Annotated in this window: 14 protein-coding genes and 3 pseudogenes; 12 read left to right on the forward strand and 5 right to left on the reverse strand. The window is 67.0% G+C overall.

Going from position 1 to position 21948, the window contains the following annotated elements; all coding sequences use genetic code 11:
* Positions 1 to 3: 3 nt before the first annotated feature.
* Positions 4 to 798 (reverse strand): phosphate/phosphite/phosphonate ABC transporter substrate-binding protein, encoded by a 795-nt coding sequence (locus HUX88_RS28150; RefSeq protein ID WP_117015268.1) that lies wholly within the window; start codon positions 796 to 798, stop codon positions 4 to 6.
* Positions 799 to 1137: 339 nt separating this feature from the next.
* Between HUX88_RS28150 and HUX88_RS33050 the strand changes: the two are divergent.
* The 11 genes and pseudogenes from HUX88_RS33050 to HUX88_RS28200 form a co-directional block, all read left to right on the forward strand.
* A pseudogene (locus tag HUX88_RS33050) lies at positions 1138 to 2256 on the forward strand (methyl-accepting chemotaxis protein); the annotation flags it as partial.
* Positions 2257 to 2371: 115 nt separating this feature from the next.
* Positions 2372 to 2710, forward strand: a complete 339-nt coding sequence (locus HUX88_RS33055; protein ID WP_301549500.1) for a methyl-accepting chemotaxis protein — start codon at positions 2372 to 2374, stop codon at positions 2708 to 2710.
* A 260-nt stretch (positions 2711 to 2970) separates the two neighbouring features.
* Positions 2971 to 3312, forward strand: a pseudogene (locus HUX88_RS28160) (N-acetyltransferase family protein); the annotation flags it as partial.
* Positions 3313 to 3389: 77 nt separating this feature from the next.
* Complete coding sequence (locus HUX88_RS28165) at positions 3390 to 5579, forward strand: TonB-dependent siderophore receptor (protein WP_176363902.1); 2190 nt, start codon at positions 3390 to 3392, stop codon at positions 5577 to 5579.
* A 168-nt stretch (positions 5580 to 5747) separates the two neighbouring features.
* Positions 5748 to 6995, forward strand: coding sequence for an efflux RND transporter periplasmic adaptor subunit (locus HUX88_RS28170; RefSeq protein ID WP_176363903.1), 1248 nt, complete (start codon positions 5748 to 5750; stop codon positions 6993 to 6995).
* Between the two features lie 20 nt (positions 6996 to 7015).
* Positions 7016 to 7679 (forward strand): annotated as a pseudogene (locus tag HUX88_RS28175) (ABC transporter ATP-binding protein).
* A gap of 9 nt (positions 7680 to 7688) precedes the next feature.
* Positions 7689 to 8927, forward strand: a complete 1239-nt coding sequence (locus HUX88_RS28180; RefSeq protein ID WP_176363904.1) for an ABC transporter permease — start codon at positions 7689 to 7691, stop codon at positions 8925 to 8927.
* Positions 8924 to 10132: an ABC transporter permease gene (locus HUX88_RS28185; RefSeq protein WP_229219594.1), complete on the forward strand. Its 1209-nt coding sequence runs from the start codon at positions 8924 to 8926 to the stop codon at positions 10130 to 10132. Before HUX88_RS28180 ends, HUX88_RS28185 begins: the two co-directional genes overlap by 4 nt.
* Before the next feature lie 14 nt (positions 10133 to 10146).
* Positions 10147 to 11565 (forward strand): sigma-54 dependent transcriptional regulator, encoded by a 1419-nt coding sequence (locus tag HUX88_RS28190; RefSeq protein ID WP_176363905.1) that lies wholly within the window; start codon positions 10147 to 10149, stop codon positions 11563 to 11565.
* Positions 11562 to 12911 (forward strand): PAS domain-containing sensor histidine kinase, encoded by a 1350-nt coding sequence (locus HUX88_RS28195; protein WP_176363906.1) that lies wholly within the window; start codon positions 11562 to 11564, stop codon positions 12909 to 12911. Before HUX88_RS28190 ends, HUX88_RS28195 begins: the two co-directional genes overlap by 4 nt.
* 224 nt (positions 12912 to 13135) lie before the next feature.
* Positions 13136 to 14536, forward strand: coding sequence for an L-cystine transporter (locus tag HUX88_RS28200; RefSeq protein ID WP_117015278.1), 1401 nt, complete (start codon positions 13136 to 13138; stop codon positions 14534 to 14536).
* Between the two features lie 2 nt (positions 14537 to 14538).
* Here HUX88_RS28200 and HUX88_RS28205 read toward each other — a convergent pair whose 3' ends face one another.
* Positions 14539 to 15276 (reverse strand): hypothetical protein, encoded by a 738-nt coding sequence (locus HUX88_RS28205; RefSeq protein ID WP_229219595.1) that lies wholly within the window; start codon positions 15274 to 15276, stop codon positions 14539 to 14541.
* A 174-nt stretch (positions 15277 to 15450) separates the two neighbouring features.
* Between HUX88_RS28205 and HUX88_RS28210 the strand changes: the two genes are divergently transcribed.
* Positions 15451 to 15663, forward strand: coding sequence for a hypothetical protein (locus HUX88_RS28210; RefSeq protein ID WP_176363908.1), 213 nt, complete (start codon positions 15451 to 15453; stop codon positions 15661 to 15663).
* A 49-nt stretch (positions 15664 to 15712) separates the two neighbouring features.
* Here the strand turns inward: HUX88_RS28210 and HUX88_RS28215 are convergent, their stop codons facing one another.
* The 3 genes from HUX88_RS28215 to HUX88_RS28225 form a co-directional block, all read right to left on the reverse strand.
* A complete protein-coding gene (locus HUX88_RS28215) occupies positions 15713 to 17125 on the reverse strand; it encodes an OmpP1/FadL family transporter (RefSeq protein ID WP_176363909.1) in 1413 nt (470 codons plus the stop codon).
* A 228-nt stretch (positions 17126 to 17353) separates the two neighbouring features.
* Entirely contained in the window at positions 17354 to 20575 is a 3222-nt protein-coding gene (locus HUX88_RS28220) for an efflux RND transporter permease subunit (RefSeq protein WP_176363910.1), read from the reverse strand.
* 3 nt (positions 20576 to 20578) lie between these two features.
* Positions 20579 to 21784 carry an efflux RND transporter periplasmic adaptor subunit gene (locus HUX88_RS28225; RefSeq protein WP_117015282.1) on the reverse strand — a complete coding sequence of 402 codons (1206 nt, stop codon included), beginning with the start codon at positions 21782 to 21784 and terminating at the stop codon, positions 20579 to 20581.
* Positions 21785 to 21948: the final 164 nt, after the last annotated feature.

Raw genomic sequence — 21948 nt, forward strand, 5'->3', positions numbered from 1 at the left:
GGCCTATTCCTGGATCCTGGCGTCGGCCGGCGAGATCGCCAGCCGGCGCACGTCGTCCCAGTCCTGGTCCTGGGCCGGCTCGAAGCCGTCGAAGCCGATCCCGGCCAGCAGCTTGAGCTGCGCCGGGTCGCCGTTCATCCGCTTCATCGCCGCCAGCACGCGCTCGCGCACGGCCGGGTCCAGCTGCGGACGGGTGGCGATGGCGTGCGTGGTGAAAGGCGGACTGGTCCACAACACGCGCAGCTCGCGCGACAGGCGGCGGTCCAGCAGGTCCAGCGTACGCGGCACGCCGCCGCCGGCCGGATACAGGCCCTGCACCACGTCGCGGTACACCGAGTTGTGCGACTTGACGAAGGCGGCCTTGAACGGCACGCCCTGGCGCCGCAGCTCGGCCTGCACCAGCAGGCTCGCGCCGAACGCGGCCGGCGTGGGGAAGGCCAGCGTGGTCCCGGCCAGCTGCTTCAGCTCGCGCAGCGGGCTGTCCTTGCGCACCACCACCAGGCCGCGCAGACGCTCGCCCTTGGCGCGCGCCAGCGCGTGGTAGCCGGGCCGGGCGTTGTAGACCACGAAGTGATAGGGGTTCATGTAGGCGAAATCGTATTCGCCCGCCGCCAGGCGGCGCTCGAAGGTGGGAACGTCGGGCGCGGTGGCGAAGGTGATCCGGACGCCGGCCTGCTCGGACAAGGCCATCAGCACCGGGGTCCAGTTGGCGGCCATCTGCGAGGGCGACTCCTGCGGCACCACGCCGAAGGTGTAACTGGTCTGCTGCGCCGACACCGTACCGGTCAGCGCCAACATCAAGCAACCGGCACACAGCCAGCGGAGTAATCGATGGGCCATGGGTAGCGTATTTCGCAAGAAATCGGGATTTTCGATCATAGCATGACGCCCCCGGCCCCGATGCAATTAATTGCTCTGGAATAAATCTTAATGTATATTAACGGCCCACAACCTGACGCACGGCCGATCCGCCCCATCCCCGCGGACGCCAGCCTTCCCTGGCCATGCCCCCGCCAACGCGTCCAGCCCCGCCCAGCGGGGACGCACGTTTTCACGAGAAACGGAATAAACAATATGAACCTCAAGAATCTCAAAGTCGGCACCCGGCTGGGGCTGGGCTTCGGCGCCATCCTGCTGATGCTGACCATCGCCAGCGTGCAAAACATCGTCAGCCTCGGCACGCTCAACGACGGCACCGACGCCATCGTCACCGAAAGCTACACCAAGGTCGCGCAGGCGCAGACCCTGATGAACCACAGCAACCGGATCGCCCGCGCGCTACGCAACGCCCTGCTGATCCGCGACGACGCCAAGGCCGCCAAGGAACTGGCGGTGATCGCCGACAAGCGCAAGGATGTCGAGGCCGTCACGCAGAAGCTGGCCGGCCTGGTCAAGTCCGAGACCGGACGCCAGATGCTGGCCGCGCTGCAGGCCGCGCGCACGCCCTACGAGGCCGCGCTCGACGAGGTGATGCGCAAGCGCAGCGCCGGCGACATCGACGGCGCCGTCGACTACATGCTGGGGCCGATGCGCGAGCTGCAGACGACGTATATGAACAGCCTCGACGCGCTGATCGCGCACCAGAGCGCGGTGATGGAAACGAGCCGCGTCAAGGCCGACGCCACCTACGTCCAGGCGCGCAACCTGGCCATCGTGATGGGCCTGCTGTCGCTGGCGGCCGGCGTCGCGGGCGCCATGCTGATCTCGCGCCAGCTGCTGGGCCAGCTCGGCGGCGAGCCGGACTACGTGGCCGGCATCGCCAGCCAGATCGCGGCCGGCGACCTGGCCGTGCCCATCGCCACCCGCGACGGCGACCAGCGCAGCCTGCTGTTCGCGATCGCGGCCATGCGCGACAGCCTGGCCAAGATCGTCGGCCAGGTGCGCGGCGGCGCCGATTCCATCGTCACGGCCGCCACCGAGATCGCCGCCGGCAACCTCGACCTGTCCTCGCGCACCGAGCAGCAGGCCGGCTCGCTGGAGGAGACCGCCTCGTCGATGGAGGAGCTGACCGCCACCGTCAAGCAGAACACCGAAAGCGCGCGCCAGGCCAACACGCTGGCTGCGGCAGCCTCGCAGACCGCCCTGGCCGGCGGCGCGGTGGTGGCCGACGTGGTCCACACCATGGGCGAGATCAACGAGTCGGCCAGGAAGATCGTCGACATCATCAGCGTGATCGACGGCATCGCGTTCCAGACCAACATCCTGGCGCTGAACGCGGCCGTGGAGGCGGCGCGCGCCGGCGAACAGGGGCGCGGCTTCGCGGTCGTGGCCACCGAGGTGCGCACGCTGGCGCACCGCTCGGCGGCGGCGGCCAAGGGAAATCAAGGCGCTGATCGACGACTCGGTCGGCAAGGTCGCCACCGGCACCGAGCTGGTCGGCGAGGCCGGCGCGACGATGGAGAGGATCGTCGCCGCCGTCAAGTCCGTCACCGAGATCATGGGCGAGATCAGCATCGCCAGCCACGAGCAGGAAGCCGGCATCGAGCAGATCAACCAGGCCATCGCCGAGATGGACGCGGTGACGCAGCAGAACGCCGCGCTGGTCGAGCAGGCGGCCGCAGCGGCCGAGGCGCAGCAGGACCAGGCGCATCAGCTGGTGCAGCTGGTGGGCGTGTTCAAGCTGGCCGACGACCGCCGCGCGGCGCCGGTGTCCCGCCTGAATCCGCGCAAGCCGTCGCGGCTGGCGCTGGGCCACCGCGAGGCCGCCTGACCGGAGGCGCGCTGGCGCACCGCGCGTCCGCCAGCTACAATCGGCCGATGAGCCATTTGCCTATCGACCTGCTGGAGCCTGCGGACTTCGGCGATTTTCTCCGCTACCTCAACGACCACCTGTCCGACAACGGCCGGGGCGACACCGCCTACTTCCAGCCGCTGCCGCGCGACGAATCGCGCTTCCCCGCCGACAAGGCCGACGCCTTCCAAACCGGCATGAGCACACCGCTGGACGCCCCCGGCTGGCGCCGCGTCTGGGTAGCGCGCGCGGACGACGGCCGCATCGCCGGCCACGTCGACCTGCGCGCCCATCCCGAACGCCATGCCACCCACCGCTGCCTGCTGGGCATGGGCGTGGACCGCGCCTTCCGCCGCCTGGGCCTGGGCGGCCGCCTGATCGAACACGCCGCGCACTGGGCGCGCGCATCGGCGCGGCTGGACTGGATCGACCTGCAAGTGCTGTCCGTGAACGCGCCGGCGATCGCGCTGTACCGCCGCAACGGCTTCGAACAAACCGGCGAAATCGCCGACCTGTTCCGCATCGACGGCCGGAGCCTGGCCTACACCGGCATGAGCAAGCGCCTTGACACAATCAAATGAGAATGGTTATCATTCAAATATTTAACTGAGAAGCCTGCCGCCGCCAGCCACATTCTCGCCTTGATTGTGGGATAAGAATGAAAAAGCATAACTTGGACCGGCTGGCGGTCCTGATGGGCATGGCGGCGCCGTTGGCGGCACAGGCACAGATCGCGGCGGAGGCGGCCACGGCGGTCCTGCCGCGCATTGAAATCCACGGCGAGAGCCTGGGCGCCACCACCGAAGGCACCGGCTCCTACACCACCGGCAAGGCCAACACCGCCCTGCCCCTGGGCATGGCGCTGCGCGACACGCCGCAATCGGTCTCGGTGGTGACCCAGCAGCGCATCGAGGACCAGGGCTTGCTGACGGTGACGGACGTGGTCAACAACGTCACCGGCGTCTCGGTCAACCAATACGAAACCAACCGCGCCGGCTTCACCGCGCGCGGCTTCGACATCGACAACCTGCAGATCGACGGCATCCCCACCACCTGGGACCAGCCGTGGAGCTCGGGCGAAGTGCTGGGCAGCCTGGCCACCTACGACCGCGTCGAGGTGGTGCGCGGCGCCACCGGCCTGATGACGGGCGCCGGCAATCCGTCCGCCGCCATCAACCTGGTGCGCAAGCGCGCCGCCAGCAAGGAGTTGACCGGCACGGCCGAGATCGGCATCGGCAGCTGGAACGAACGGCGCGCGATGGCCGACGTCTCCACCGCGCTGAACCAGGCCGGCAGCGTGCGCGCCCGCGTGGTCGGCGAATACCAGGCCGGCGACAGCTGGATCCATCTGATGGAGAAGAACAGCCGCACCCTGTACGGCACGCTGGAGGCGGACCTGGGCCGCAAGACCGTGCTGTCGGCCGGCTACAGCTACCAGAAGACCGATCCCAAGGGTCCGATGTGGGGCGGCCTGCCCTACTGGTACAGCGACGGCGGCCGCACCGGCTGGGACCGCTCGAAGACCTCGGCCGCCGGCTGGACCCGCTGGGGCACGGAATACGGCAACTTCTTCACCAACCTCGACCACGAATTCGACAACGGCTGGAAGCTGCGCGCCAGCTACAGCCACGGCGACCGCAAGGCCGATTCCTACCTGCTCTACCTGTCGGGCATCCCCGACCGCGCGACCGGCGCCGGCATGGGCGCGTTCGCCGGCTCCTACCAGACCCACACCAAGCAGGACGACTTCGGCCTGCACGCCAGCGGCCCGTTCGCGCTGGGCGGGCGCAAGCACGAGGCGGCGTTCGGCTATATGCACTCGAAACAGCAGTTCAACGCCGACAGCCGCGCCGCCGACTTCGGCCCCGGCGGCGTGCCGGACGTGGGCGACTTCAACCGCTGGAACGGCAGCTATCCCGAACCGGCCTGGGGCGCCTCCACCTTCTACGAAAGCAGCGTCACCACGCAGCAGGCCGTGTACGGCGTGGCGCGCTTCTCGCTGGCCGATCCGCTCAAGCTGATCGCCGGCGCCCGCCTGAGCGACTACGACAAGACCGGCCACGGCCTGTACGCCGCGCCGTACCAGCTCAAGCACGACCGCCAGCTGACGCCGTACGCCGGCCTGGTCTACGACATCAACGACAGCTACTCGGCCTACGCCAGCTACACCAGCATCTTTCAGCCGCAGAACCTGAAGGACTTCAGCGGCAGGACGCTGGACCCGATCGAAGGCAAGAGCGCCGAGGCCGGCATCAAGGGCGAGTTCTTCGAAGGCCGGCTGAACGCCTCGCTGGCGCTGTTCCGCATCAAGCAGGACAAGCTGGGCCAGGAAGCCGGCCTGGTCGACCGCGACGGCGCCGGCCCACTGGCGCCGGAGGCCTGGTACCGCGCGGCCACCGGCGCCACCAGCCACGGCGTGGAGTTCGAGGTGGCCGGCCAGTTGGCCAAGGGCTGGAACGCCAGCCTGGGCTACACGCGCTTCCACGCCGAGGACGCGGCCGGCGCCGACATCAACAGCGTCTACCCGCGCAAGCTGCTGCGCCTGTTCACCACCTGGCAGTTGCCGGGCGACTGGAAGGCGCTGACGCTGGGCGGCGGCGTCAACTGGGAAGGCCGCGGCTACACGGCCGATCCGAACGCGCCGGCCGGCAGCGGAGGCCGGATCGAGCAGCCGGCCTACGCGCTGGTGAACCTGATGGCGCGCTACGACATCAACCGGCTATGGTCGGCGCAGCTCAACATCAACAATGCGTTCGACAAGCAGCACTTCGGCATGTTCGCCGCGTATGGCGCGATCACCTACGCGGCCCCGCGCAGCGCAGCGCTCAACCTCAGGTATCGCTTCTAGGGGGTGTCCGTTTCCGGACGGTGTTGAACGAAGGCGGGCAAGCGCGCCCGCCGCACGCGGCATGCCCGATCGCGCCGGGGCCTTGATTTTGCTGGCTCTGCGGGCATCGGCGCCATGTGGCACGGCTATTGCAATAGAGAGCACAACTCTAGCTCACTATCGCATCTCATGGACCAGGCGCTCAACCCCGATATCCTTTCCCGCCGCAGGCGCAAGACCGCGCTGGTGGTGGCCGCCGTGCTGGCCTCGCTGTGCGCGGCCGCGTGGGGCATCAACCGCGTGGTCAGCCCCAGCGTCGACGCCGCCAGCGTGGTGCTGGCCGAAGTCCGCGTCGGCAACATCGCCAACACCATCAACGCCTCCGGCATCGTCATCCCGGTGCACGAGGAGCTGGTCTCCAGCCCGATCCAGACCCACGTCGCCAAGGTCCACGCCAAGCTGGGCCAGCAGGTCAAGGCCGGCGAGCTGCTGCTGGAGCTGGACAACCGCACCATCGTGCTGGCGATGGACAGCATCAAGGAACAACTGGCCCAGCAGGAAAACCGCATCCTCGCGCTGACGCTGGAACTGGCGCAGAAACGCAAGCAGATCGTCAGCGCCATCGAGCTGCTGGAGCTGGACCTGCAGGCCACCCGCGTCAAGCTGGGCCGCTACCAGACGCTGCGCAAGGCCGGCGGCGTCTCTGCCGAGGACTTGCTGACGGCCGAACTGAACGTCAAGCGCACCGAGATCCAGCTGCGCCAGCAGCACGAACAGATCGACGACAGCCAGCGCGTCACCTCCTCCAGCATCGAAGGCGCGCGGCTGCAAAAGAACATCCTGCAAAAACAACTGCAGCAGCAACAGGAGCTGCTGGCGCAAACCCAGGTGCGCGCGCCGTTCGCCGGCATGCTGACCTGGCTGCTGGCCGACGAGGGCGCCAGCCTGGCCACCGGCCAGCTGGTGGCCAAGGTCTCCGAGCTGAGCAACTACAAGGTCGAGGCCTCGCTGTCGGACTTCCACGCCCGCGCGCTCAACGCCGGCCAGGCGGTGCGCGTCGAGCAGGGCAATGTGCGGCTGGACGGCGTGGTGCAGACCATCCTGCCGGAGATCCAGAACGGCACCGTCAAGCTGCTGGTCACGCTCAACCAACCCAGCCACCCTATGCTGCGCAACAAGCTGCGGGTGGAGGTCAACATCGTCACCGAACAAAAGCAGCGCACGCTGCTGGCCGACTACGGCCCGGCCTTCAACGGCCGCGGCCCGCAGGACATCTTCGTGGTGCGCGACGGCATGGCCCGCAAGACCACGCTCAACATCGGCGCCAGCGACGGCAAGGCCGTGGAGATCCTGTCCGGCGCGCGCGCCGGCGACCGCCTCATCATTTCAGACACCACCCGCTACAAGGACCGCGACAGCATCCGCGTCGCCCAATAACCCGCATCGAAAGGACTATCATGATCCGCCTGAGCAATGTCAGCAAAACCTACCAGACCGACAAGGTCGAAACCCTGGCCCTGAAGGACATCGACCTGCATGTCGAGAAATCGGAATTCGTCTGCATCATGGGCCCCAGCGGTTGCGGCAAGAGCACGCTGCTGAACCTGATCGGCCTGCTGGACCGTCCAGGCAGCGGCGCCATCCACGTGGGCGGCGCGCCGGTGGCCTCGTACAAGGACAAGCATGTGGCCAAGCTGCGCAACAACACCTTCGGCTTCATCTTCCAGAGCTTCCACTTGATCAACGACCTGCGCGTGATCGATAACGTCGAGCTGCCGTTGCTGTACCGCGACCTGTCGGCCAAGAAGCGCCAGCGGCTGGCGCGCGAGGCGCTGGAAAAGGTCGGCCTGGGCGCGCGCATGGACCACTACCCGAACCAGCTGTCGGGCGGCCAGCAGCAGCGCGTGGCGATCGCCCGCGCCATCCTGGGGCCAGCTGCAGGTGCTGCTGGCCGACGAGCCGACCGGCAACCTGGACAGCAAGATGGGCCAGGAGGTCATGGACATCCTGCTCAAGCTCAACAGCGAGGGCACGACCGTGGTGATGGTCACCCACGACGAGCAGGAAGCCAAGCGCGCCAGCCGCATCGTGCGCGTGTTCGACGGCCAGCTGGTCGCTTAAGGGGACGCCATGTTCAGGAATTATCTGTTGACCGCGTGGAAGGTCTTCATGCGCCGCAAGCTGTTCACCGCCATCAACCTGCTGTGCATCGTGCTGACGCTGGTGGTGCTGCTGGTGGTCACGGCGCTGCTGCAAAACGCCTTCTACCCCAGCGGCGTCGAGGGCAAGAGCGACCGCTTCGTGCAGGCCATCATGATCGAGGCCCGCCACACCGAGGGCAAGGGCGTGCGCCGCAGCCCGCTCGGCTTCAAGCTGATCGACAAATACATCAAGCCGCTGCCGGGCGTGGAGGCGGTATCGGCCACCACCATGCCGGAAACCGTGTCGGTGTACCAAGAGGGCCGCGTCAGCGAGCTGCTGATGCGCCGCACCGACGCCGAGTACTGGAAGATCCTCGACTTCAAGGTGCTGCAGGGCCGCGTGCCGGACCAGGCCGACGTCGACCAGGGCCGCTTCGTGGCCGTGGTCAACGCCAGCACCGCGCGCAAGCTGTTTCCCGGCCAGCCGGTGCTGGACCAGAAGATCAGCATCGGCGGCCAGTACTTCACCGTCATCGGCGTGGTCGAGGACGCGATGCACATCAACGCCTTCTCCGACATCTGGGCGCCCATCACCACCTTCCCGTCGACCGACTACCGCAACCAGATCTTCGGCAACTTCGCCTTCATGGTGCTGGCGCACACGGCGGCCGACCTGCCGCGCGTCCGGCGCGACATCGAGGCGGCCGCCAAGACCGTGGTGTTCGACGATCCCAAGGAATACAACATCGCCCGCATCTGGGGCGACAGCAAGCTCGACCTGTTCGCCCGCATGCTGCTGCAACAGGAAGGGGCCGATTCCGGCGCCGGCAAGCTGCTGCTGATCATCGGCGGCCTGATGCTGCTGTTCATGGCGCTGCCGGCGCTCAACCTGGTCAACCTGAACACCGGCCGCATCCTCGAGCGCAGCAGCGAGATCGGCGTACGCAAGGCCTTCGGCGCCACCAGCGCCCACCTGGTGCGCCAGCTGGTGCTGGAGAACGTGCTGCTGTGCCTGGCCGGCGGCCTGATCGGCCTGGCCTGCGCGCGGCTGGTGCTGTGGTGGCTGGAGGGCTCGGGCCTGATCCCCTACCTGCATGTGGAACTGAACCTGGCCGTGTTCGGCATGGGCCTGCTGCTGGCGACCGTGTTCGGCCTGCTGTCGGGCGTGCTGCCGGCCTGGAAGATGTCCCGTCTCGATCCCGTCCACGCCTTGAAAGGAGCCGCATGATGCTGCGCCACTTATTGAAACTGATCTGGAAGCGCAAGTCGCGCAATATGATGCTGTCGCTGGAAATCCTGCTGGCCTTCGTGGTGGTGTTCGCGATCGCAGCGTTCGCCCTGCGCAGCTACCAGCTGTACCGGATGCCGACCGGCTTCAGCTACCAGGACGTGTGGTCGGCCTCGCTCAACGCCCGCAACGAGGGCGGCATCGAGGCCGATCCGCTGATCTACGACAAATTGCGCCAGAGCCTGAAGGCGCTGCCGGAAGTGCAGGAAGTTGGCTTCAGCAGCTTCCCGGTCTACCAGTCGTCGAACTGGACCAGCGAATTCACGCTGCGCGAAGGCAAGCGCAAGTTCGTCTCCAACCTGTTCCAGATCAGCGATGAATTCCCCGCCGTGGTCAACATGACGCTGGCCGAGGGCCGCTGGTTCTCCCGGGCCGACGACGGCGCGGCCGAGCGGCCGGTGGTCATCAACCGCCGGCTGGCGCAGAAGCTGTTCGACGGCAAGCCGGCGCTCGGCCAGGTGTTCAGCGAAGACGAGGACAATCCGAACAAGGCGCTCAAGCAGTTCAAGGTGGTCGGCATCGTCGAGGAGTTCCGCAGCCAGGGCGAGTTCATGTCGCCGCCCAGCTTCATGCTGGTGCGCCACCAGACGGGCGCCGGCGAAGGCGGACTGGAGGCGATCCAGCTCAAGGTGCGCCCCGGCACGCCGCGCACCTTCGAGGCGGCGCTCAACCGCCAGCTCAAGCTGGTGCGCAACGACTGGAGCTACACCATTTCGCCGGTGGCCGACATGCGCACCTCGATGCTCAAGACCCAGACCATACCGCTGACCGTGCTGGCCGTGATCGCCGCCTTCCTGCTGGTGATGGTGGCGTTCGGCCTGTTCGGCGTGCTGTGGCAGAACACCACCCAGCGCATTCCGGAGATCGGCCTGCGGCGCGCGATCGGCGCCGATTCCGGCCACATCTACAGCCAGATCATCGTCGAGCAGATGCTGCTCAGTTCAGGCGCCATGGCCATCGCGCTGCTGTTGCTGGTGCAGCTGCCGCTGACCGGCGCGATGGGCGACAGCCTGAACTGGACGGTGTTCTTGATGGCGGCGACGCTATCGGCCGGTGTGATCTATCTGCTATCCTTGCTGTGTTCGCTCTATCCGGGCTGGCGCGCCGCGCGCCTGAGCCCGACCCAGGCGCTGCATTATGAATAGGCCAGTTTGAATTGATGGAATCATCCCGTAAACAACGCATCCTGATCGTCGACGACGACAGCGCGGTGCAGGTGTCGCTGGCGCTGCTGCTCAAGCAGTCCGGCTTCGACACCGTGTGCTGCGACGACCCGCGCCAGGCGCTGGAACAGCTGGCCCGCCAGCCGGCCGACCTGGTGCTGCAGGACATGAACTTCTCGCTGCGCACCAGCGGCGAGGAAGGCTTGCAGCTGCTGGCCGAGATCAAGCGGCTGCAGCCGGCGCTGCCGGTGCTCTTGATGACGGCCTGGGGTTCGATCGCGCTGGCGGTCAAGGGCGTGCAGGCCGGCGCCGCCAACTTCTTCACCAAGCCGTGGGACAACGCCCAGCTGATGGAGCTGATCCGCACCACGCTCGACACCGCCGCGCCCGCCCCGGCCGGCTGCCCGACGCGCGCCGCGCTCGACGCCCAGTTCGACTTCAGCGGCATCGTCGGCGAGCATCCTCGGCTGCTGAAGGTGCTGGCCACCGTCGGCCAAGTGGCGGCCACCAGGGCGCCGGTGCTGATCCTCGGCGAGAGCGGCTGCGGCAAGGAGCTGATCGCCGACGCCCTGCACCGCAACAGCCCGCGCGCGGCGCAGGCCATCGTCAAGATCAACATGGGGGCGATCACGCCGTCGCTGTTCGAGAGCGAGATGTTCGGCCACGTGCGCGGCGCCTTCACCGACGCCAGGACCGACCGCAAGGGCCACGTCGCCAGCGCGCACGAGGGCACGCTGTTCCTCGACGAGATCGGCGAGCTGAACCGCTCGGACCAGGTCAAGCTGCTGCGCGTGCTACAGGACCAGACCTACCAGGCGGTGGGCGCCAGCCGCACCGAGCGGGCCGACATCCGCGTGGTGTCGGCCACCAACCGCGAGCTGGCCGAGCTGGTGGCGGCCGGCGAGTTCCGCGAGGACCTGTTCTACCGGCTCAACCTGATCACCATCCGCCTGCCGCCGCTGCGCGAACGCCGCAGCGACATCCCGCTGCTGGCGCGCCACATCATCGGCCAGGTGTCGGCCAGCTACGGCCTGGGGCCGGCCACCATCGCGCCGGCCGCGCTGGAATGGCTGAGCGCGCAGCCGTGGCCGGGCAACATCCGCCAGCTCAAGCAGACGCTGGAGCGCACCCTGCTGTTGGTCGGCAAGAGCGAGCTGAAGCAGGCCGACTTCATCGCCACCGAGCAGCACGAGCACGGCGGCGCGCTGGGCGGCCAGCGGCTGGGCGTGGACGGCATGACGCTGGAGCAGGTCGAACGCCACATGATCGCCAAGGCGCTGGAGCAGCACCAGGGCAATATCTCGCGCGTGGCCAAGGCGCTTGGCCTGAGCCGCACCGCGCTATACCGGCGGCTGGAGCGGCACGGCCTGGGCGGCGGCGTCGCGCCCGAGGCCGGCCACGAAGCGCGCGCATGAGCCTGCGCCACCAGCTGTATGGCTACCTGGCCGCCGCCCACCTGCTGTTCCTGGGCCTGACCATCACCCTGTTCAAGCAGGCGCCGTTGCTGATGCTGGGGCTGGAGGCGGCGGTGCTGCTGAGCTTTGCGCTGGGCGTGCGGCTGATCCGGCGCGCGCTGGAGCCGCTCAGCTACACGCGCCACTTCCACGACCTGCTGCAGGACCAGCACTACGCGGCGCGCCTGCAACAAAGTGGCGATCCGCAACTGAATGAACTGGTCCAGCTGTTCAACACCATGCTGGGCGCGCTGTACCAGGAGCGTTTGCAGCTGGGCGAGCAACAGGGCTTCCTCGACCGGCTGCTGGAGGCCACGCCGAGCGCGGTCATCGTGTTCGACTTCGACGGACGCATCAGCCTGCTCAACGCCAGCGCGCAGGCGCTGCTCAAGCAGGACGACGCGCGAGGCCAGCCGCTATCGGCCTGCCTGCCGGCCGACAGCGGCGACTATCCCGGCCTGCTGGCCCAGCTCGACGCGCTGCCGCTGGGCGAGAGCCAGCTGCTGACCGACACCGACGGCCGCCGCTACCGAGGCCAGCGCGGGCGCTTCTACGACCGCGGCTTCGCCCGCCACTTCCTGCTGGTCGAGGAGCTGACGGCCGAGCTGGAGAGTTCGGAAAAAGCCGCGTACGACAAGCTGATCCGCGTGCTGGCGCACGAGGTCAACAACACGGTGGCGGCCACCGGCTCGGTGCTGGACTCGCTGCTGTACTACCGCAGCCAGCTGGCCGAGCGCGACGGCGAGGACTTCAGCACCGCCATCGTCGCCGTCAAGCGGCGCAACGTCAGCCTGGGCGAGTTCATCGAACGGTTCACGCGGGTGGTCAAGATGCCGGCGCCGGAGCTGCGGCCCAACGCCGTGCGCGACGTCATGGACGACATACTTTATTTGTATCGCGAGCCCTGCCGCAGCCGAGGCATCCACATCGGCTGGCAGCGCTGCGACGACGTACCGGCCATCGCGCTGGACCGGCACCTGATGGAGCAGGCCATGCTCAACGTGGTCAAGAACGCGATGGAAGCGGTGGAAGCCGGCGCGGGCGGCGACAAGCGCATCGACCTGGTGCTGGCGGCCGAGGACGGCGGCGTGCGGCTCTCGGTGATCGACACCGGCGACCTGCTGGGCGATGTACCGGCGCGGCAGCTGTTCACGCCGTTCTTCACCACCAAGAAAGGCGGCCAGGGCATCGGCCTGCTGTTCGTGCGAGAAGTACTGAACCGACACGGCTTCAGCTACCGCCTGGCCGCCACCGGCCAAGGCACCACCCGCTTCGACATCTGGCTAAACAGCGGGGGTCAAGTCTGACATTCGGACACGAGCTCAGCTGCGCCATGGGTCAGCTGACATTGGACACGCTCTGCGGTAGCGGCCGCTACCGCAGAGGCCGTGTCCGAATGTCAGACTTGACCCCAACATCGTTTGGCGCATATGGTTATCGCCAAATATTCGTCCGGGCGCGCCAATCGCATATAAAATGGCCGATTGTTTACCGGCCTCGGCCATCATCCTCTCGCAGCGAAGGGCAGCCCATGACGATCAACGTAATTCTTAACCTGCTGGCGGCACTGGTCCTGCTCGGCGTGCTGTACGCGCAGCAGCGCAGGCATGCGTCGTTCTCGGTGCGGGTGTTCACCGGCATGGGACTGGGCGTGCTGCTCGGCGCGGCGCTGCAGGCGCTGTACGGCGCCACCTCCCCCGCCCTGCAAACCACCGGCGACTATCTCGACATCGTCGGCTCCGGCTACGTCAAGCTGCTGCAGATGATCGTCATGCCGCTGATTATGGTGTCCATCATCTCCGCCATCCTCAAGCTCAAGGGCATCAACTCGCTCGGCAAGATCAGCGCGCTGACCATCGGCATGCTGATGCTGACCACCCTCATCGCCGCCGGCCTCGGCATCCTGATGGCCAAGGTGTTCCACCTGAGCGCGGTCGGCCTCACCGCCTCCGCCGCCGACGTCGCGCGCGGCGTCTACCTGCAAGGCAAGGTCGAGGCCGCCCAGGCCATCTCGCTGCCGAGCATGCTGCTGAGCTTCATCCCGGCCAATCCCTTCCTCGACATGACCGGCGGCCGCAAGACCTCGACCATCGCGGTGGTGATCTTCTCGGTGTTCGTCGGCATCGCCGCCACCGGCATCCACGACAAGAAGCCGGACGTGTTCGCGTCGTTCGAGCGCTTCATCCAGGTCGCCCACGCCATCGTCATGCGTATCGTCACGCTGGTGCTGCGCCTGACGCCGTACGGCGTGTTCGCGCTGATGGCGCAGGTGGTGTCGACCTCCAGCTACACCGACATCCTGCACCTGATCGACTTCGTGCTGGCCTCGTACAGCGCGCTGATCCTGATGTTCTGCGTGCACCTGGCGATCGTCTCCGGCGCCGGCCTCAACCCGGCGCGCTACGTGAAGAAGATCCTGCCGGTGCTGACCTTCGCCTTCACCTCGCGCAGCAGCGCCGGCGCCATCCCGATGAGCGTGCAGACCCAGACGCTGCGCCTGGGCACCTCGGAAGGCATCGCCAACTTCGCCGCCTCGTTCGGCGCCACCATCGGCCAGAACGGCTGCGCCGGCATCTACCCGGCCATGCTGGCGGTGATGATCGCGCCCACGGTCGGCATCGATCCGTTCACGCTGGGCTTCATCGCGCCGCTGCTGGCCATCATCACCATCGGTTCGGTGGGCGTGGCCGGGGTCGGCGGCGGCGCCACCTTCGCCGCGCTGATCGTGCTGTCGTCGATGAACCTGCCGGTGGCGCTGGCCGGCCTGCTGATCTCGATCGAACCGCTGATCGACATGGGCCGCACCGCGCTCAACGTCAGCGGCTCGATCGCGGCCGGCACCGTCACCAGCCGGGTGCTGGGCGAGACCGACCTGCGCGTGTTCGCCAGCGACGCCGAGCTGCCGGTCGACAGCGACCGCAAGGCCGCCTGAGCCTATTTGGCGTCGATGTCGATGGAAATGCCGCCGACGATTTCCGACATCTGCAGCCGGATCAGTTTCGGGACGCCGGCCGCGGTGATCGAGTAGGTCGTGCTCAAGGAGCCCTGCAGCTTGTTCGAGCCATCGTAGACGGTGCTCAGCATTTGGAAATTGAGGCTGTTGCCGTCGCTGCCGGCCGTCGTGACATAGGTGATTTTTTGCGTCGCGACCAGCGTGCGCTTGGTGCTGTCCGAGTAGCAGTTGTAGCTGGCCAGGTCGCCGCCCTGTCCGGCCGTGGCGCTGGCCGGATAGCCTGCCGTGCTGGTCGCCACGCAATAGTTGCCCGGCTCATTCGAGCCGATCGGCGCGTACTGGGCATTGACGTACAAAGGGCTGGAAATGGACAGCGGTTGCGTGACGCCGTTGCCGGTCAATGTGCCGCTGATCGTTTCCGTCGCCTGCATGGCCGCGGCGCCATTGAAGGTGGCGTTGACCGCGGCGCCCAGCGTGTAGGTCAGCGTGCCCGACAGCGGATAGGTCACGCTGCCGCTGCTGGTGCTGCCCGAGATCGCCAGGCTCGACTGCATGCCGTGCGTGAACGCGTAGGCCAGCCCCTGCTGGACCGGGAAACTGGTGACCACCGTGGCGGCGGTGCTGGTGCCCGGCGAAGCGCCGCCGCCACCGCCGCCGCAGGCAGCCAGCGTCATTGCAATCAAGCCAGCCAGGGCCACCGGCGCGGTCTTTTTCGACATCTGCACAATCATGTTTTCTCGCTCAAGTTGATGAAAATCGGAATAGTGACAGCCTAACACTGTTTCCCTACGACAATACTCTCCAATAGTCACCACGCTGGCGGTAAAAAATCGTGGGAACCGGCGGGCGGCCACGCGGTCTAATTTTTTCCCCTGAGTTGAAAGGAAAAAATGATGACTACGATCTCCCTGACTTGCCGACTGTTGCTGGGCGCGGCCACGGCGGCCGCCTTGCTGGGCGGCTGCAACAAGCACGCGGCGGACCAGCCGCCTACGCCCGCCGTCAGCACGCCGGAACCGGCCGCTCCGGCCACTCCGCCCAGCAACACCACCACGCCCACCCCGCCGCCGGCCCAAAGCAGCGCGCCGCCGACGACCAACCAGTAGGCGTAAAAAAAGGGCCCGAAGGCCCTTTTGCGCGCTGCGCGGTGACGGCTTAGAACTTGTAGTTGTAAGCGATACCGATCAGCGACAGATGGGTCTGGTACGTGCCGCGCGTGGTTTCGCCGTTGCCCGTGCAGGTGGTCATCACCGGGTTGCACTTGTTGGTGTAGTTCATCGACGCGTCCTTGAAGTCCAGGAAGCTGTAGGCCAGGTCGATCGACGAACGGGCATCCAGCTTCCAGTTGGCGCCGATGGAGTACTGCATGCGGTCGCTGTCCGGCAGCGCTGGGTGGGTCAGCTCGGCGTTCTTGACCGGCGACTCGTCGTAGGCGATACCGGCGCGCACGGTCAGGTTTTCGTTGTAGGCGTAGTTGCCGCCCAGCGAAACGCGCACGGTGTTCTTCCACTGCTGACGGATCACCTCGGCGCCTTCGGTCGTGCCCGGGAACTGGATGTCCAGGTCGCCCAGGCGGTTGTGGCGCACGAAGGTCACGTCGGCCATGCCGGCCCATTTGGCGTCGAACTGGTGGAACACGTTGGCCGACAGCGTCTCAGGCGTACGCAGCTCGACCAGCGCGGCCGAGTTGACCTTGTTCGACGACTTGGCCAGCACGCCGTTGACGACCGGGTCGGCGGTCACTTTCGAGAAGTCCCACACGGTGCTGCCGCGCAGCTTGTGCGAGATCGACGAGCGGTAGGTCAGGCCGAAGCGGGTGTCCTTGTCCAGCGTGAACATGTAGCCCAGGTTGAAGCCCCAGCCCCAGTCCTTGCCGTCGTTGGAGCCGTGGCCGTCCTTGGCGGTGGCCAGCAGTTGCGGGTTGCCGCCCAGCAGAGCGATCTGCTTGGCCAGCGCCGCCGATTGCGGCGTGCCGCGCAGCGCGGCGATCGTGCCCGGCACGTCCACGGCCTGGCCCAGGCTGGCCTTCATGAACTCGGCGTCGATGCCGAAGCCGAAGGCGTGACGCTCGTCCAGCTTGAACGAGGCCGACGGGTTCAGCGTGATCGATTCCAGCTTCACGTCGGACAGCGCGTAGCGGCCGGTCCATTCGCTGCCGTAGTTGATCTTGGTACCGTATGGCACGAACATGCCCATGCCGACGGTCCACTTGTCGTTCAGCTTTTTGCTCAGGTAGAAGGCCGGCGCGGTGACCGAGCTTGGCACATAGTCGTTGGCGCCGGTGCCGCCGGTCGGGGTGCCGGTGAAGCGGGTCGAACCGCTGTCGTTGAAGGTCGAGTGCGGCACGACCACGGTGGCGCTGCCGCTGATCTGCATGCCGTCCAGGCGCGACAGGCCGGCCGGATTGTAGAAGATGGTCGAGGCGTCGTTGGCTTCGGCGGCGTTGGCGTCGGCCGTGCCCTGGGCCGAGACGCTCTGCGAACCGAAACGGTAGCCGGACGCCTGGGCGCCCACGGACATGGCGCTCAGAGCGGCGGCGATGATCAGGGGGAGGTATTTGTGTTGCATTGTAGTCTCGCTTTATAAGTAGGCGGCTCTGCGCCAGGTTTTTCTGGATTTCTTGCGCCAAAACCGGTGCAGGAAGGCCAGCAGCATACTACATTTATAAAACTATTCAAAAGGCAAGTCGTTAGAGGTAAAACTCTAAATAAAACCTTGAAACCGAGCAGTTGCTCTGCATCGTGGCTATTAAAAAAGGACCCGCGGGTCCTTTTTTAGTGTCGCCAAAACAACGACTTAGTGCGGATCGAGCGCGCCGGACGGCACAGCGCGGCCGCCCTTGCCCGTCACCTTGTACACCCCCCACATCAGCATGCGGAACACGAAACGCGCGAAGATCAGCGTCAGCACGCCCTCGACCAGCGTCATGACCAGCGCCGGCGCCGCCGTCCAGCGCGCCGCGCGGCGGTGGAACTTGGCGATCGCGCGGTCCTTGGCGATCTCGATGCTGTCGTAGAAGGTCGGCACCACCAGCAGCGTCAGGATGGTCGAGGTGATGGTGCCGCCGATGATGGCGATCGCCAGCGGACGGTAGAACTCGCCGCCCTCGCCCAGCCCCAGCGCGACCGGGAACATGCCGGCGATCAGCGCGAAGGTGGTCATCAGGATGGGACGCAGGCGCATGCGGCCGGCGTACATCAGCGCGTCCTCGCGGCCGTAGCCCTCGGCCTCGCGCTTGCGCGCCGCGTCCAGCAGCAGGATGGCGTTCTTGGCCACCAGGCCCATCAGCATGATGACGCCGATGAAGCTCATCAGGTTGAGCGTGCCGCCGGTGATCAGCAGCGCCACCACCACGCCGATCAGCGACAGCGGCAGCGACAGCATCACCGCCACCGGCGCCGTGAACGAACCGAACTGCATCACCAGGATCAGGTACATCAGGCCGATGCCCATGACCAGCGCGATGCCCATCTCCGTGAACAGCTCGGTCTGGTTCTTGCCGTCGCCGCCCAGGTCCAGGCCGTAGCCGGGCGGGTAGTCGATGGCGTTGGCCAGCTTCATGGCGTCGGCCGTCACCTCGCCGGGCGAGCGGCCCTGCACGTTGGCCGACACGGTCACGGTGCGCTTGCCGTTCTTGTGCTCGATGGTGGACGGGCCCTTGCCCATCGTGATCGTGGCGATCTGGTCCAGCGGCACCATCTGGTTGGTGCCGGTCACCGAGATCGGCAGGCGCTCGATGTTCTCGGCGTTGACGCGGTCCTCCGGCGCCAGCCGCACCGCGACGTCGCGCGATTCGCCGGTCGGGTCGACCCAGTCGCCCACCTCGACGCCGGCGAACGCCACCCGCAGCGATTGCGCGGCGTCGTTGACGGAGATGCCCATCGAGTTGGCCAAGCCGCGGTTGAGCTCGATCTGCAGCTCATTCTTCGGATCCTGCTGCGACAGGCCGACGTCCACCGCGCCCGGCACCTGGCGCAGCTTGTCCATGTAGGCGTTGGTGATCTCCATCAGGCGGCGCGAATCCGGGCCGGTGAATTCGATCTGCACCGGCTTGCCCGAGTTGCCCAGGTCGTCGATCACCGAAATCTCGGCGCCGGCGATGTGGCTCATCTTCTCGCGCAGCTCGGCGCCGATCTGGAACGCGGTGCGCTTGCGGTACTGGCGCTTGCCGATGTCGATATAGATGCGACCGCCGCCGGCGTTGATGTTGGAGTTGGTGTCCTTGGTCTCGGCGATGGTGCGGGCGATCGCGGCCACGGTCTCCATCTTGCGGCGCGCGATCTCCACGCTGCCCGACGGCGGCATCCGCACGTCGATGGCGATGGTGCTGCGGTCGGCCGCCGGCAGGAAGCTCGAACCGCCGAACTTGGCGTGCAGCACGATGGCGCCGACGAAGGTGCCGAAGGCGATCACGGCCATCCAGCGGCGGTGGTGCAGCGCCCAGGCGATCACATGGCCGTAGCGGTCGGACTGGTGGTCGAACCAGTCGTTGAACTTCTGCAGGAACTTGCCCAGGCCCTTCTTCGGCGCCGTGTGGTGGTCGACCGGGTCGCCCCAGTAGGCCGACAGCATCGGATCGAGCGTGAACGAGATGCCCAGGCTGACCAGCACCGAGCAGGTCACCGTCAGCGCGAACGGACGGAACCATTCACCCGAGATGCCCGGCATGAAGGCCACCGGAATGAACACGGCGATGATGGAGAAGGTGGTCGCGGCCACGGCCAGGCCGATCTCGGCGGTGCCGTTGAGCGCGGCCGTGCGGCGGTCCGAGCCCATCTGCATGTGGCGCACGATGTTTTCCCGCACCACGATGGCGTCGTCGATCAGCACGCCGATCGCCAGCGACAGGCCCAGCAGCGTCATGAAGTTCAGCGTGAAGCCGCACAGCCAGACGGCGATGAAGGCCGCCACCACCGAGGTCGGCAGGCTCATGGCGGTGATCAGGGTCGAGCGCCACGAGTTCAGGAAGGCGTACACCACGAAGATGGTCAGCACCGCGCCCAGCACCAGCGATTCGATCACGTTGTTGAGGCTGCGCTGCGAATCGTCGCCGCCGTCGCGGGTGATCTCCAGCTTGGTGCCGGCCGGCAGCGTGGCGTTGACCGCCTTGATTTCCTCGCGCAGCTTGGCCGCCACCGACACCGTGCTGGCGTCGCGCGAGCGGGAGATGGCGATGCCGACGTTGGGCTTGCCGCTGCGGATGCTCAGGCCGTCGACTTCGGCGAAGCCGTCCTCGATGGTGGCCAGCTGCGCCAGCCGCACCACCTCGTCGCCGCGGCGCTTGACCACCACGCCCTCGAACTCGCGCGGGGTGATGATGCGGCCGACCAGGCGGATGCTCTTCTCGTCGAGCACGCCGCGCACCTTGCCCACCGGCGCGTTGGTGTTCTGGTTGCGCAGCGCGTTGACCACCTCGCTGACCGAGACATTGTATTCACGCAGCTTCTCCGCGTGCAGCAGCACCGACAGCTCGCGCTTGAGCGAACCGTTGACCTGCACCTGCGACACCCCGTCCACCGCGCGGAAGCGGTCGGACAGCGTGTCCTCGGCCAGGCGCGAGATCTCGGCGTGGCTCTGGCTGGTCGACGACAGCGAGATCTGCATCACCGGATCGGAGGCCGGGTCGATGCGCTGCAGGATGGGCTCGCGCATCTCGGTGGGCAGCTTGTAGCGCACCGAGGCGATCGCGTTGCGGATCTCGTCGGAGGCCTCGATCAGGTTCTTCTTGAAGCTGAACTCGATGAAGATCTGCGCCGAGCCCTCGTTGGCGGTGCTCTCGAGCTTGGTCGCGCCGGAGATCGCCAGCAGCGGCTTCTCCAGGCGGTTGACGATCTCGCGCTCGACCGTGTCGGGCGAGGCGCCCGGATACGGCACGCTGACGATGATGAACGGCACCTCGACGTCGGGGTTCTGGTTGACGCGCAGCTTCTTCAGCGCCAGCAAGCCCAGGCACATCATGGCGACGATCAGGACGATGGTCGCGATCGGCCGTTTGATACTGAAATCGGATAAGAACATGGATCAGTTCCCTTTCGGTGCGGTGCTTGGGGAGGTCGCGGCCGAGGCCTGGGCCGCGCCGTTGCCGGCCCCGGCCACCTTCGGCGCAGTCAGTTCGACGCCCTGGCCGTCCTTGTAGCCGGAGTTCGGCACGCGCAGCACGCGGTCGCCGGCGGCCAGGCCGCTGCGCACCTCCCACTGGCCGGTGCGCGGATCGCGCACGCCGATCGACAGCGGCGCCTTGCTCAGCGCCTTGCCGTTGACGCGCCAGGTGTAGCTGTGGTCGCCGCTGACGACCAGCGCCGAATCCGGGATCATCAGCGCGTTCGAGACGTCGGACTCGACCCGGCCCTCGGCGTACAGGCCGGCCACGCCGGGCATGTCCTGGCCGGCGAACTCGACGAGCACCTCGACCTGGCGCGTGACCGCGTTGGCCGACGGGTCGACCCGCTTGACGCGGCCGCTGAAGTCGCGGTTCTGGTAGCCGTTGATGCGGAAGCGCACCGGCTGGCCGACCTTGACCACGCCGATCTTGTCGGCCGACACCAGGCCCTCGAAGCGCATGCTGGCCGGGTCGATCACCTTGATCAGTTCCTTGCCGATGGCGGCCGTATCGCCGTTGGACACCTTGCGCTCGCTGACGATGCCGTCGAACGGCGCGCGCACCAGGGTGCGGGTGAGCTGCTGGTGGGCCGCGACCGAGCGCGACTTGGCGGCGGCCAGCTCGCTCTGGGCGTTGTTGCGGCGGATCTCGGCATCCTCCAGCGCCTGGGTCGACACCATGCCCGACGTGCGCAGCGTCTTCTGGCGCTCGAACATGCGGGTGGCCTGCTCCAGCGACTGCTGGGCGGCGCGGGTGGCCTCGTCGGCGGAATTGAGGGCGTCGCGGATCGAGGTCTCGTCCAGGCGCACCAGGATGTCGCCCTTCTTGACCGCCTCGCCGTTTTCCTTCATCACTTGCAGCACCACGGCGCTCACCTCGGCGCGCAGGTCGGCCTTGCGCTCGGGCTGGACCGAACCGGTGATGACCGGACCGGACGCCAGCGCGTTCGATTCGATGGTCAGCAGGTCCTCCGGCGCCAGCGCCAGGACGGCCGGGGCGGCGCCCTTGCCGTCCTTGGCGGCGGTGGCCGAGGCGCTGGCGCCCGCCTTTTCAGGCTCCTTGGAGGACTTGCCGCAGGCAACCAGGGCTGAAGCGACGGCGAGAGCTAGAAGGGTTTTGCGCAACATAAAGTTCTCCGAGAAAGTGGCACGTTGGTGCTATTAATAGCTTGTAAAGTTTTAGCCAGACTACAGGGCGCAGAGTATCCCCGAGTGTCCGTAACCGGTCAATGCAAGTGCGACTGGACGGCAAAAAACGTGGCTGAATTGCCAAATGCTGGGATAGACGGTGA

The organism is Duganella sp. BJB1802 (assembly GCF_013369445.1).
Lineage (GTDB): Bacteria > Pseudomonadota > Gammaproteobacteria > Burkholderiales > Burkholderiaceae_D > Rugamonas > Rugamonas vulcania_A.

Coding starts and splice junctions, on each gene's coding strand:
- HUX88_RS28150 (WP_117015268.1), bottom strand. CDS start 798: ATGTTGGCGCTGACCGGTACGGTGTCGGCGCAGCAGACCAGTTACACC.
- HUX88_RS28165 (WP_176363902.1), top strand. CDS start 3,390: ATGAAAAAGCATAACTTGGACCGGCTGGCGGTCCTGATGGGCATGGCG.
- HUX88_RS28170 (WP_176363903.1), top strand. CDS start 5,748: ATGGACCAGGCGCTCAACCCCGATATCCTTTCCCGCCGCAGGCGCAAG.
- HUX88_RS28180 (WP_176363904.1), top strand. CDS start 7,689: ATGTTCAGGAATTATCTGTTGACCGCGTGGAAGGTCTTCATGCGCCGC.
- HUX88_RS28185 (WP_229219594.1), top strand. CDS start 8,924: ATGATGCTGCGCCACTTATTGAAACTGATCTGGAAGCGCAAGTCGCGC.
- HUX88_RS28190 (WP_176363905.1), top strand. CDS start 10,147: ATGGAATCATCCCGTAAACAACGCATCCTGATCGTCGACGACGACAGC.
- HUX88_RS28195 (WP_176363906.1), top strand. CDS start 11,562: ATGAGCCTGCGCCACCAGCTGTATGGCTACCTGGCCGCCGCCCACCTG.
- HUX88_RS28200 (WP_117015278.1), top strand. CDS start 13,136: ATGACGATCAACGTAATTCTTAACCTGCTGGCGGCACTGGTCCTGCTC.
- HUX88_RS28205 (WP_229219595.1), bottom strand. CDS start 15,276: ATGTCGAAAAAGACCGCGCCGGTGGCCCTGGCTGGCTTGATTGCAATG.
- HUX88_RS28210 (WP_176363908.1), top strand. CDS start 15,451: ATGACTACGATCTCCCTGACTTGCCGACTGTTGCTGGGCGCGGCCACG.
- HUX88_RS28215 (WP_176363909.1), bottom strand. CDS start 17,125: ATGCAACACAAATACCTCCCCCTGATCATCGCCGCCGCTCTGAGCGCC.
- HUX88_RS28220 (WP_176363910.1), bottom strand. CDS start 20,575: ATGTTCTTATCCGATTTCAGTATCAAACGGCCGATCGCGACCATCGTC.
- HUX88_RS28225 (WP_117015282.1), bottom strand. CDS start 21,784: ATGTTGCGCAAAACCCTTCTAGCTCTCGCCGTCGCTTCAGCCCTGGTT.